11 protein-coding genes are annotated in these 12637 nt (G+C 61.3%); 6 read left to right on the forward strand and 5 right to left on the reverse strand.

The window, feature by feature from the left end:
- Positions 1–365 precede the first annotated feature (365 nt).
- A complete protein-coding gene (locus BW992_RS12120) occupies positions 366–3104 on the forward strand; it encodes a LuxR C-terminal-related transcriptional regulator (RefSeq protein WP_076406289.1) in 2739 nt (912 codons plus the stop codon).
- A gap of 226 nt (positions 3105–3330) precedes the next feature.
- The gene (locus BW992_RS12125; RefSeq protein ID WP_072396903.1) at positions 3331–3831 is read left to right on the forward strand and encodes a methylated-DNA--[protein]-cysteine S-methyltransferase; all 501 of its coding nucleotides are present in this window, start codon (positions 3331–3333) and stop codon (positions 3829–3831) included.
- Positions 3832–3909: 78 nt separating this feature from the next.
- Here the strand turns inward: BW992_RS12125 and BW992_RS12130 are convergent, their stop codons facing one another.
- Entirely contained in the window at positions 3910–4347 is a 438-nt protein-coding gene (locus tag BW992_RS12130; protein ID WP_072396905.1) for a YhcB family protein, read from the reverse strand.
- A gap of 148 nt (positions 4348–4495) precedes the next feature.
- Here BW992_RS12130 and BW992_RS12135 point away from each other — a divergent pair, with 148 nt between their 5' ends.
- From BW992_RS12135 to zapE, 3 genes are all read left to right on the forward strand, one after another.
- Entirely contained in the window at positions 4496–5125 is a 630-nt protein-coding gene (locus BW992_RS12135) for an alpha/beta hydrolase (RefSeq protein ID WP_076406291.1), read from the forward strand.
- A 24-nt stretch (positions 5126–5149) separates the two neighbouring features.
- Positions 5150–6505: a tryptophan--tRNA ligase gene (locus BW992_RS12140; protein ID WP_076406293.1), complete on the forward strand. Its 1356-nt coding sequence runs from the start codon at positions 5150–5152 to the stop codon at positions 6503–6505.
- A gap of 101 nt (positions 6506–6606) precedes the next feature.
- Positions 6607–7701 carry a cell division protein ZapE gene (gene zapE, locus BW992_RS12145; protein WP_072396921.1) on the forward strand — a complete coding sequence of 365 codons (1095 nt, stop codon included), beginning with the start codon at positions 6607–6609 and terminating at the stop codon, positions 7699–7701.
- A 192-nt stretch (positions 7702–7893) separates the two neighbouring features.
- On the opposite strand, the gene BW992_RS12150 is transcribed toward zapE, so the two are convergent.
- The 3 genes from BW992_RS12150 to BW992_RS12160 form a co-directional block, all read right to left on the reverse strand.
- On the reverse strand, positions 7894–8730 hold the full coding sequence (locus BW992_RS12150) for an IS3 family transposase (RefSeq protein ID WP_072430581.1): 837 nt from the start codon (positions 8728–8730) through the stop codon (positions 7894–7896).
- Positions 8727–9029, reverse strand: coding sequence for an IS3 family transposase (locus BW992_RS27210; RefSeq protein WP_072430580.1), 303 nt, complete (start codon positions 9027–9029; stop codon positions 8727–8729). Before BW992_RS27210 ends, BW992_RS12150 begins: the two co-directional genes overlap by 4 nt.
- A 109-nt stretch (positions 9030–9138) precedes the next feature.
- Complete coding sequence (locus BW992_RS12160; protein ID WP_172834656.1) at positions 9139–10035, reverse strand: GlxA family transcriptional regulator; 897 nt, start codon at positions 10033–10035, stop codon at positions 9139–9141.
- 244 nt (positions 10036–10279) lie between these two features.
- Here BW992_RS12160 and BW992_RS12165 point away from each other — a divergent pair, with 244 nt between their 5' ends.
- On the forward strand, positions 10280–11416 hold the full coding sequence (locus tag BW992_RS12165; RefSeq protein WP_076406295.1) for an acyl-CoA dehydrogenase family protein: 1137 nt from the start codon (positions 10280–10282) through the stop codon (positions 11414–11416).
- A 130-nt stretch (positions 11417–11546) separates the two neighbouring features.
- Here the strand turns inward: BW992_RS12165 and BW992_RS12170 are convergent, their stop codons facing one another.
- On the reverse strand, positions 11547–12587 hold the full coding sequence (locus BW992_RS12170) for an NADP(H)-dependent aldo-keto reductase (protein WP_076406297.1): 1041 nt from the start codon (positions 12585–12587) through the stop codon (positions 11547–11549).
- Positions 12588–12637 lie beyond the last annotated feature (50 nt).

Raw genomic sequence — 12637 nt, forward strand, 5'->3', positions numbered from 1 at the left:
ACCCGAGGCCGCATCCTCGAAAAAACGCCCCGACTGGTTCGGGGCGTTTTTTTGTTGGGGCTAAACACAAATGAGCGGGTAAACACAACGTTGTGGCGCGGGGTTCATCCCCGTTGGGTCGCGAAGCGGCCCCTCAACCCGCCAACTCGAAGCGACAGATAGATGCCTTCAATCTTTGGGGCCGCTTCGCAGCACAACGGGGATGAACCCCTCGCCACAGAAGTCATGCCTGACGCGCCTTTCAAGTTGAATCGACGTGTAGTCTTTTTGTAGCCATTTGTAGCACTCCCTTCAATACCTTCCCGTTTACCGCTAGTCTGCGAAAATCTGCAACGCCGCCATCCGTAATTCAACAAGAGCCGGCCATGACTGATTTGTCTGCACCTGCACACTCTGACCGCGCAGCCATCGCGGTACGGGACGGGCGCTTCTACCGACCGCCGCTGCCCGATGGGCACGTCGCGCGTCCACGGTTGTGCGAGCGCTTGAGCGCGGGGCTCGGTGGTCGGTTGCTGCTGGTGAGTGCACCGGCGGGGTTCGGGAAAAGCTCCCTGGCCGTGGAGTTCTGCCAGAGCCTGCCGGCCCATTGGCAAAGCCTCTGGCTGGGTCTCAATACCCGCGATAGCGACCCGGGGCGTTTCCTGGAGCGGCTGCTCGAAGGGCTCCAGGCCTTTTTCCCCCAGTTGGGAGGCCGTGCGCTGGGGTTGCTGAAGATGCGTCAGCGCCACCAACCCTTCGCGTTCGAAGAGTGGCTCGACGGCCTGCTGGATGAACTGACCACCCACCTGTCGCCCTGCTTCCCCTTGCTGCTGGTGCTCGACGATTATCACCTGGCCCAGGGCGCCGTCCTGGATCGTTGCCTGCAGTTTTTCCTCAACCACCTGCCTGACGGATTACTGGTGCTGGTTACCAGCCGCCAGAGACCGGACTGGCATCTGGCGCGCCTGCGCCTGTCGCGGCAACTGCTCGAACTGAACGAGCAGGACCTGCGCCTGACTCACGACGAAGCCCAGATACTGCTCGAGCATCACAGCATTTCGTTGCGCGGCGAAGCCCTGGAGAATCTCATCCAGCGCAGCGAAGGCTGGGTGGCGGGGTTGCGTTTCTGGCTGCTGGCGGCCTCCGAAGCCGGCACCGAGGGCCGATTGCCCCAGGCGCTGCATGGCGGGGAAGGGCTGATCCGCGATTATCTGCTGGAGGAAGTGATCGACTGCCTGCCTGCCGATGTGCAGGCGTTCCTCTACGACACCGCGCCGCAGGAGCGCTTCTGCAGCGAGTTGTGCGACGCCGTGCGTGAAGCCCATGACAGCGCCGAGATCCTGCGCTACCTGGCGGCCCACCAGGTCTTTCTGGTGCCATTGGACGAACATGGTCGCTGGTATCGTTATCACCATCTGTTCTCCGATCTGCTGCGCAGCCGTCCCAGCGAGTCGGCCATGGTGCCCGCGGCCACCTTGCACCTGCGGGCCTGTCGCTGGTTCAACGCCCAAGGCCTGATCGACGAGGCCGTGGAACAGGCCTTGCGGGCAGGGCACCTGGACGTGGCGGCAAACCTGGTGCAGAACCTTTCGGAAGAGCAATTGCTGGCCGAGCAGAACGTCGGCATGTTGCTGCGCTGGAAAATGGACCTGCCGGACAGCCTGCTCATCAGTACGCCTCGGCTCATCGTGCTCTACAGCTGGGCGCTGGGGCTGGCCTGCCAACTGGATGCGGCCGAGGAGCTGGCCGCCCACTTGAGTCGTTTCCTGCCGGCGCCTTCGGCTACCGCGCAGAAGTCCATGCTTGCCCAGTGGCTGGCGCTGAGCGGTATCGTCGCCCGAGGGCGTGGGGATCGTGAGGCCACGGTGCGTTATTGCACCGAAGCCCTGGAGAGCCTGCCGCAAAAGCGCTATGGCCAGCGCCTGATGTGTCTGTCCACACTCTCGAACCTGGCGATTGCCGACGGCGACCTGTGGCGTGCACGCAACCTGAATCGCGATTCCCTGGAACTGGCGCAGCGGGTCGGCAACCCCTTGTTCGAAGCCCTGGCCCATTACGATCGCGCCCGGGTGCTGCAGGCCCGGGGGGAAATCGTGCGGGCACTGGATGAGGTGCGCCAGGGCCAGCAGCGCCTGCACAAGCTGTCGCCACAACGGCTGTATGCGGTGCGGGCGCGGTTGACCCTCTACGAGGGCTTCCTGCTGACCTTGCGCATGCAGCCCGAGGCCGGACTGACGCGGTTGCAGGCGGGCCTCACCGAAGCCCGCGCCTGTCGCGATATCAGCGTTTTGATTGGCCATTGCGTGATCGCAAGGGTCGAAGGCCATAACGGCGAGTTTGCCCGCGCTTTCGCCGAACTGGCCGAGGCCGAACGCCTGATGCATATCTGGGACGTTCCGCCGGTCTACTACCTGGCGATGATCACCCTGGTCAAATGCGAGCTCTGGCTGGCCCAGGGACGCACCGATCTCGCCGAGGCCTGGCTGTTGCGGTTGGGGCGGACCTACACGGGCGAGCGGGCCGCCGCGCCGCCGGAGTTCCATCCGCAATTGCCGTTGCATGTGGAATTGCAGCAGGCCGTACTGGAATCCATCCGGGGCCAACCGATGCTGGCCGAAGGGCGGCTCAATGCCTTGCTCGAACATGGCCAGCAGACCGGTCGGCAGATGCTCAGCGTGATGGCGCTGAACCAGAAAGTGGCGCTGCTGTTGAGCATCGGCCGCGAGCCGGCCGCTCGCAGTGCCCTGGCCCAGGCGTTCGACGCCGCCGCCGGCGGTGTGCTGCAACCGTTCCAATGGCTATTGGCCGAGGAACATCGGGACTGGCTGCGTGAGCAACTGCTGCACGCGCCGTCCACGCCCCTGTGCCAGAGCCTGCTGGAGCGCCTGCCGTCGGCGACGGCGCAAGCAGCCGATGCCCCGGCGCCTGTCGAAGCCCTCAGCAGCCGCGAGCGCGCGGTGTTGCAACTGATTGCCCGAGGCTGTTCGAACCAGGAAATCAGCGAGCAACTGTTCATTTCGCTGCACACCGTCAAGACCCACGCCAGCCACATCAACAGCAAGCTTGGCGTGGAGCGGCGTACCCAGGCCGTGGCGCGGGCGAAGGAGTTGGGGTTGCTGGGCTGAGTGTGTTCCAGGCTCTGTACGAAAACTGCCTGCGCGACGATCATGCTGCGTTGAAAACAGGCTCATGCGCGAGTCCGATCGGAATGCTCATCTACAATCAGTCAACTCCGCTTTCTTGTCGGTTTTCGCCGTGCCTGATTACCGCTTGGCGACGTTTCGTATAGAGCCTGATGATGTCGAGAGGCTCCGTGGCGATAACGGCCAGGGGCAGTAGAGGAATGAATCGATGTTACCCAGCTGCAAGACCATTCAATCTCCCGTGGGTCAACTGATCCTCGTAGCCCGGGAGACGAAACTGGCCGCCGTCCTGTGGGAAAACGAACGACTCAACCGCGTGCGCCTGGGGCCCCTGGAAGAAGACAGCCAGCACCCGGTGCTCAAGGAAACCGAACGCCAGCTCATGGAGTATTTCGCCGGCCAGCGTCGCCGTTTCGAGCTGGAGCTGGACTTTGCCGGTACGGATTTCCAGGTGCGGGTCTGGCAGGCGCTGCTGGGCATTCCTTTTGGCGAAACCCGCAGTTACCGCGACATCGCCATCCAGATCGGCCAACCGACCGCCGTGCGAGCGGTGGGCGCCGCCAATGGCCGCAATCCCATCTCGATCATCGCACCGTGCCACCGTGTCATCGGCACTTCCGGCAGTCTCACCGGTTTCGCCGGCGGGCTCGCCGCCAAGCAGTTGCTGCTCAGCCTCGAGGGCCAGCAAACCCTGCAACTGGCGTTCTGAGCCGGCCGCTGCGCGAGCTCAAGAAAAAGCCCGCCGGGATCACAGGATCGGGGCGGGCTTTTTCGTGTCGCTGCCTGATTACTTTTTCAAGCCGTAATGCTCATCGAGCATGCCGGGGGAGTTGGGCGCCTTGGGCGCGTAGTCCCGTGGCGGTTCCTGAACCTCTCGTGGCGGGGTCAGGCGTTCCCGGGGAGCCTGTCCTGCATCGGCGTGCAGGGCGGCCAGCAGGCGTTGGCGAGTCTGCTCGTCCAGGGCCAGGCGGTTGGCGCCCTCGGACAGGTGATCCTGGACATCCTGGTAGCTCTGGGTGAGTTTCTTCACCAGGGCAGCGGTGCTGTTGAAGTGAGTGACCACTTCATTCTGATAACTGTCGAAACGTTCCTGGATGTCGTCCAGCTGGCGTTGCGTGCTGTTGGGCACCGCATTGGGCAGCAGTCGGGCAAGCAGGAATCCAATGGCGACACCGGCGACCAGGGCAAGAGTCGGCAACAACCAAACTAAGAGCGAGTGTTCCACGAGTCCTTCCTCTATAAACGGCTTTGCTTTACGTTAACGGCTCGGACCTGCGCTGTATACCGCGAAGAACATCGCAATCATGCCAGGCACAGACTTTTAGCTAGACGAGTCGACCCAATTCGGGGTCACGGAGTTCTTTCCCTTGCTTATGCGCGAAACCCCTGTAGTCATCGATGGCCCAGTGGGCCAACTGGAAGCCTTGTACCTGGACAGCGAGGCGCCCCGCGGCCTGGCGCTGATCTGCCACCCGAACCCGGTGCAGGGCGGGACCATGCTCAACAAAGTGGTGTCGACCCTGCAGCGCACCGCCCGGGATGCCGGCCTGGTTACCTTGCGTTTCAATTATCGTGGCGTTGGCGCCAGCGCCGGCAGCCACGACATGGGCACCGGCGAAGTGGACGATGCCCAGGCTGCGGCGGCGTGGCTGCGGGAAAAACACCCTGGCTTGCCCCTGACCCTGTTCGGTTTTTCCTTCGGCGGCTTCGTCGCTGCCAGCCTTGGCGGACGGCTCGAAGCCCAGGGCCAGTCGCTCAAGCACCTGTTCATGGTGGCCCCGGCGGTGATGCGCCTGGATGAACAGTCGCCCCTGCCGACCGGCGGTGCGTTGACCGTGATCCAGCCGGAAGACGACGAAGTGGTCGAGCCCCGCCTGGTCTACGAATGGTCCGATGCGCTCCAACGCCCCCATGAGCTGCTGAAAGTGGCAGAATGCGGACACTTTTTTCATGGCAAGCTGACCGATCTCAAGGATCTTCTCCTGCCGCGCCTCTCGAACTGACAGCAGCCTGACAAGCGATAACCCATGACCACTCGTACCCGCATCCTGACCGGCATCACCACCACCGGCACCCCGCACCTGGGCAACTACGCTGGCGCCATCCGCCCGGCGATCCTTGCCAGCCGCGACAGCAATGCCGATTCGTTCTACTTCCTGGCGGATTACCATGCCCTGATCAAGTGCGATGATCCGCTGCGCATCCAGCGCTCGCGCCTGGAGATCGCCGCGACCTGGCTGGCCGGCGGCCTGGATGTGAACCGCGTGACCTTTTATCGCCAGTCCGATATTCCCGAGATCCCGGAACTGACCTGGTTGCTGACCTGCGTCGCCGCCAAGGGCCTGCTCAACCGCGCCCATGCGTACAAGGCCTCGGTGGACAAGAACGTCGAGGCCGGTGAAGACCCGGACGCCGGCATCACCATGGGCCTGTACAGCTATCCGGTGCTGATGGCCGCCGACATTCTGATGTTCAATGCTCACAAGGTGCCGGTCGGTCGTGACCAGATCCAGCACGTTGAAATGGCCCGGGACATCGGCCAGCGCTTCAATCACCTGTTCGGCCAGGGCAAGGAGTTCTTCACCCTGCCCGAGGCACTGATCGAGGAGAGCGTCGCCACGCTGCCGGGCCTGGACGGTCGCAAGATGTCCAAGAGCTACGACAACACCATCCCTCTGTTCAGCAGCGCCAAGGACATGAAAGAGGCGATCTCGCGGATCGTCACCGACTCCCGCGCCCCGGGCGAAGCGAAGGATCCGGACACCTCGCACTTGTTCACGTTGTTCCAGGCGTTCGCCACCCCGGAGCAGGCCGCCGAGTTCCGTAGCGAGCTGTTGCAGGGCCTGGGTTGGGGCGAGGCCAAGAACCGTCTGTTCCTGCTGCTGGACGAACAGTTGGGGGAGTCCCGAGAGCGTTATCACCAGTTGATCGAGCGTCCGGCGGACCTGGAAGACCTCCTGCAACTGGGCGCGAAGAAAGCCCGGGCCGTGGCGACGCCGTTTCTCAACGAGCTGCGCGAAGCCGTCGGCCTGCGCTCGTTCGTCAGCCAGGTCAAGGTGGCCGCCAGCACGAAGAAGAAAGCCGCCAAGGCTGCGCGCTTCGTCAGCTTCCGCGAGGACGACGGCAGCTTCCGCTTCCGGTTGCTGGCGGCCGATGGCGAGCAATTGCTGTTGTCTCGTCATTTTGCCGATGGCAAGACGGCCGGCCAGGTCACCAAGCAACTGCAATCCGGCCAACCCTTGGACGTGCGCAGCGAGGCATTGGCCTTCAGTGTCTGGCTCGAAGGTGAATGCGTGGCAGACAGCCCGGCGTTCGCGGACGAAGCCGCCCGGGATGCCGCCATCGAGGCGCTGCACGTTGCGCTGACACCCGCGCAGGACTGATTCGAAGCACCACCCGACCATCGGCCCGAATAAGGGCCGATTGCCATTCCTCGGGGCCGTCGCTACAGTGGCTGCCCGTTTTTGTTGCCTTGCTAACGAATATGACACCCCTAGAACGATATCAAGCTGATCTGAAACGCCCGGAGTTCTTCCACGACGCAGCCCAGGAAACGGCAGTGCGGCACTTGCAGCGCCTGTACGATGACTTGATCGCCGCGTCGAACAACAAGCCGGGCTTGTTGGGCAAACTGTTCGGCAAGAAGGAGCAGGCACCGGTCAAGGGCCTGTACTTCTGGGGTGGCGTGGGCCGTGGCAAGACCTACCTGGTGGACACGTTCTTCGAAGCGCTGCCGTTCAAGGAAAAGACCCGGACGCACTTCCACCGCTTCATGAAGCGGGTGCACGAAGAAATGAAGACCCTGGGCGGCGAGAAGAACCCGCTGACCATCATCGCCAAGCGTTTTGCCAGCGAAACACGGGTGATCTGCTTCGACGAATTCTTTGTCTCCGATATCACCGATGCCATGATCCTCGGCACCTTGATGGAGGAGTTGTTCAAGAATGGCGTGACCCTGGTCGCCACCTCCAACATCGTGCCGGACGGCCTCTACAAGGACGGCCTGCAGCGAGCGCGCTTCCTGCCAGCCATTGCGCTGATCAAGGAACACACGGAAATCGTCAACGTCGACAGCGGCGTCGACTATCGCCTGCGTCATCTCGAGCAGGCGGAACTGTTCCATTACCCCCTGGATGCCGCTGCCGAAGAAAGCCTGCGCAAGAGCTTCCGTGCCCTGACACCGGAATGCACCCAGGCGGTCGAAAACGACGTGCTGATCATCGAGAATCGCGAGATCCGTGCCATTCGCACCTGTGACGACGTGGCCTGGTTCGACTTCCGCGAGCTGTGCGACGGCCCTCGTAGCCAGAACGACTACATCGAACTGGGCAAGATCTTCCATGCCGTGCTGCTCAGTGGCGTCGAACAGATGAGCGTCACCACCGACGACATCGCTCGCCGCTTCATCAACATGGTGGACGAATTCTACGACCGCAACGTCAAGTTGATCATCTCGGCCGAAGTCGAACTCAAGGACCTCTACACCGGCGGTCGCCTGACCTTCGAATTCCAGCGGACCCTGAGTCGCCTGCTGGAAATGCAATCCCACGAGTTCCTGTCGCGGGCGCACAAGCCGTAGGGTGATTCGGAAAACAGGAAGGGCCTGCGATCGCAGGCCTTTTTTGTGCGCGCCAGATCAGCAGTTCACGGATAACCCTGTGGCAGCGAGCTTGCTCGCGCTGGCGTCTTGTCAGTCAACATCAGTGCTGCCGAACCATCGCCATCGCGAGCAAGCTGAACTGGTCAAGTAATCTTGGACACCAGTTAAGGCTTACGCCGCCAGCCGTTCTTTGGCGACCGGTGACCGATAGTCGTTGTAGCTATGAGGCCTGACGGTGTTGTAGCGCGATACATAGCGCTGCACATCCGCTCGGGCTTCATGCTCGGATTCGTAGCCTGTTTCGGGTACCCACTCTGATTTCAGACTTCCAAAGAAACGCTCCATTGGGGCGTTGTCCCAGCATTCGCCTTTACGACTCATGCTCTGCTGTAGCCCGTGTTCCATCAGTACATTCCTGAATTTATGGCTGGTGTACTGGCAACCCTGGTCGGAGTGAAACAGCACGTTTGCAGGGCGACGGCGCACTTCAACCGCCATTCGTAGAGCTTCGCAGGTCAACGTGGCATCGGAGATCATCGAAAACGCCCAACCCACCACCCGGCGAGCATACAAATCCAGAACCGCCGCGAAGTACAGCCATCGCTTGCCCACCTTGATGTACGTCACGTCTCCACACCACACCTGATTAACCGCCGTCACATCAAACTTGCGCTTGAGTATGTGTGGCGCCACCAGCGCTTCCACCCCTGGTGACTTGTACTTATGACGCCTGCGCTGACGACTGACAATGCCTGCCTCTCGCATCAAACTGCGAGCCATAAACCGCCCGACACTGTGTCCGCTGGCTTGCAACTGCTTGGCCAAGGTGCGGGCCCCCGCCGACTCTCTCGACGCCTTGTGATGCTTGACCAGCACGGCCTTGAGCTTTTCTCGCCGAGGATTCACTTTGTCTTGGCGCTGACGCCAGGCGTAAAAGCTGCTGCGGTTGATGCCAAGCACCCGACAGCACTCATTGACGCCGTATTGCTCGCCCAGCTCACAGATCAACGAGAGTGATCTTTGGCGTCCAAAAGCAGGAGAGCACTGGCCTTTTTTAGGATTTCGATATCCCGATCCTTTTGCCGCAGCAACGCTTTGAGCTCCTGGATCTCACGTTGATCGGCGGTAATCGCTTTGGCCCCTGCCGGCGTTGAACCTTGGCGTTCCTGACGAACCTGATCGACCCAACGGCGCAAGGCTGTAGGGCCAATATCCAAACCGACACAGACCTCAGGTACCGATTGCCCCTCGTCCAGCACCATGCTGGCGGCCTTGAGTTTGAACTCTCTCGAATAGGATTTACGCATAGCCAAACACCTCAGATTTGGGCGCTATCATAGCGCCCGATTGAGGTGTCCAAAATCATTAGGCCAGTTCAAGCTCGCTCCCACAGGGAATCGTTGCCAAGCCCTCGGCCTACGCCGCCTGCTGGAACTGCTGGCGATACTGATTCGGCGACAGGTCGGTGTGTTGTCGGAACAGCCGCGCGAAAAAGCTCGCATCGTCGTAGCCCACTTCATAGCTGATGGTCTTGATGCTCTTGCGGCTACCGGACAGCAGGCCCTTGGCGGTCTCTATTCGCAGCCGCTGCAGGTAATGCAGCGGTTTGTCCCCGGTGGCGGTCTGGAAGCGACGCATGAAGTTGCGAATGCTCATGCCATGTTCCCGGGCGACGTCCTCGAAGCGGAACTTGTCGGCGAAGTGTTCTTCGAGCCATTGCTGGATCTGCAGGATGATCACATCCTGATGCAGCTTCTGGCCACCGAAGCCGATGCGGCCCGGCGAATAGTTGCGCTGCACTTCATACAGGATGTCCCGTGCCACGGCCTGGGCCACGTTGGCGCCGCAGAAGCGTTCGATGAGATAGATGTACAGGTCGCAGGCCGACGTCGTGCCGCCGGCGCAGAACAGATTGTCGGCATCGGTCAGGTGCTTGTCCTGGTTCAGGTGCACCTGGGGAAAACGTTCCTTGAACGCGTTGAAGAAGCGCCAGTAGGTGGTGGCTTCCTTGCCGTCGAGCAATCCGGCTTCGGCCAGCCAGAAAACCCCGGTGGCTTCGCCGCACAGCACCGCGCCGCGGGCATGTTGCTCCCGCAGCCAGGGCAGGATCTGAGGGTAGCGCTGGCAAAGGCTGTCAAAATCATCCCAGAACGCGGGCAGGATGATCACATCGGTGTTTTCCAGGCCTCCGTCCACCGGGATGATCACATCGCTGAAGCTGTTCACCGGCTTGCCGTCGGGGCTGACCAGGCGGATTTCAAATGCCGGGGTCAGGCCTTGGCCCAGTTGTTTGCCATAGCGCAGGCTGGCCAGATGGAAAAAATCCTTGGCTTGCATGAGAGTGAAGGCGAAGACCCGGTCGATAGCCAGGATGCTGACGCGCCGCAAGGGCGTGGAGACGTGCTTGGACATAATTCATCTTTATTTTTATAGGGGATAGTGGTCACCAGACGGCTGGATCGTCTTATTTTTTGTCGGATGTGTCCAGTGTCCTGTCACTCCCCGCAGGCTTAGGCTCTGTGGGATAACCACATCCAACAATAACGAAAGGTGCGTCATGATCCCAAGAACCCTGTTCAGTCCCGAGCACGAATTGTTCCGTGACAGCGTACGAACCTTCCTTGAAAAAGAAGCCGTGCCCTACCACAGCCAGTGGGAAAAACAGGGTCATATCGACCGCCAGCTCTGGAACAAGGCGGGGGAGGCGGGCATGTTGTGTTCCCATCTCCCCCAGGCTTATGGCGGGCTGGAGGCGGACTTTCTCTACAGCGCGGTGGTGATCGAGGAAATCGGCCGCCTGGGCCTGACGGGCATCGGTTTCTCACTGCACTCGGACATAGTCGCGCCTTACATCCTGCATTACGGCAGCGAAGCGTTGAAGCACAAGTACCTGCCGAAACTGATCTCCGGCGAGATGGTCACGGCCATCGCCATGACCGAGCCGGGCGCCGGTTCCGACCTGCAAGGGGTGAAGACCACGGCCGTGCTGGACGGGGATGAGTATGTCCTCAACGGCTCGAAAACCTTCATCACCAATGGCTTCCTGGCCGACCTGGTGATCGTGGTCGCCAAGACTGACCCGAAGGCCGGCGCCAAGGGCACCAGCCTGTTTCTGGTGGAGTCGGGCACGCCTGGCTTCGAAAAAGGCAAGCGCCTGGAAAAGGTCGGAATGAAGGCCCAGGACACATCGGAACTGTTTTTCCAGGATGTCCGCGTGCCGAAGGAAAACCTGCTCGGGCAGGCTGGAATGGGTTTCGCCTACTTGATGCAGGAGCTGCCCCAGGAGCGCCTCACTGTCGCCATCGGCGGCCTGGCCTCGGCCGAAGCCGCGCTGCAGTGGACGCTGGACTACACCCGCGAGCGCAAGGCGTTCGGTAAATCCATTGCAGACTTCCAGAACACCCGTTTCAAGCTCGCGGAACTGGCCACCGAAATCCAGATCGGCCGGGTTTTCGTCGATCGCTGCCTGGAATTGCACCTGCAAGGCAAGCTCGACGTGCCGACCGCGGCGATGGCCAAGTACTGGGGCACCGATCTGCAATGCAAGGTGCTCGACGAGTGCGTGCAGTTGCATGGCGGCTACGGCTTCATGTGGGAATACCCGATTGCCCGTGCGTGGGCCGATGCCCGGGTGCAGCGGATCTATGCAGGGACCAATGAAATCATGAAGGAGATCATTGCGCGGTCGCTTTGATGCGGTGGTGAGCCTGGGTTCGCTATCGCGAGCAAGCTCGCTCCCACAAGGGTTCTGTGCTGATCACAATGTGATCATACACAAATCGCCTGTGGGAGCGGGCTTGCTCGCGATGGGGCCTATGAATCAATCAAGGCGCCGGGTTCGGCTGATCCTTGTGGATCGCCTCGATCCCCGCCAGCACCTCGTCCGACAGCTTCAGGTCGAGGCTTTCGATGTTGCTGTCCAGTTGCTCCAGGGTGGTGGCGCCAATGATGTTGCTGGTCACGAACGGCTGTTGGGTGACGAACGCCAGTGCCATCTGAGCCGGGTCCAGGCCGTGCTCGCGGGCCAGCGCCACGTACCGGCTGCACGCGGCTTCCGATTGAGGGTTGAAATAGCGTGTGAAACGGCTGTAGAGGGTCAAACGACCCTTGGCCGGCCGTGCGCCGTTCTCATATTTGCCCGACAGGAAGCCAAACGCCAAGGGTGAGTAGGCCAGCAGGCCGCACTGTTCACGAATGGCAATTTCTGCAAGGCCGACTTCGAAGCTGCGGTTGAGCAGGTTGTACGGATTCTGGATCGACACCGCGCGCGGCCAGCCACGGGCTTCGGCCAGGGCAAGGAATTTCATGGTGCCCCAGGGTGTTTCGTTGGACAGGCCGATATGCCGGATCTTGCCGGCCCGCACCTGTTCGTCCAGGGCCTCGAGGGTTTCTTCCAGTGGTGTGAAGTTTTCATCGGCCTTGTGCTGGTAGCCCAGTTGCCCGAAGAAATTGGTGCTGCGCTCAGGCCAGTGCAGTTGGTAGAGGTCGATCCAGTCGGTCTGCAGGCGCTTGAGGCTGGCGTCCAGCGCCTGGACGATGTGCTGGCGGTTGTGCTTGAGGTTCTTGTCGCGGATGTAGTCGATGGTGTTGCCGGGACCGGCGATCTTGCTCGCCAGGATCCAGTCGGCGCGGTCGCCGCGGCTCCTGAAGTAGTTGCCGATGTAGCGTTCGGTGGTGGCGTAGGTGTCGGCTTTCGGCGGGACCGGATACATCTCGGCGGTGTCGATGAAATTGATGCCGGCACCCTTGGCGCGTTCGATCTGGGCAAAGGCCTCGGCTTCGCTGTTCTGTTCACCCCAGGTCATGGTTCCGAGACACAGGGCGCTTACGTTCAGATCGGTACGGCCTAGCTGGCGATAGTCCATCGGGGACTCCTCGGGCAAAGCAAGCATAAAAGCAGGTTGAATTATTTTTC

The organism is Pseudomonas sp. 7SR1 (genome assembly GCF_900156465.1).
Classification (GTDB): domain Bacteria; phylum Pseudomonadota; class Gammaproteobacteria; order Pseudomonadales; family Pseudomonadaceae; genus Aquipseudomonas.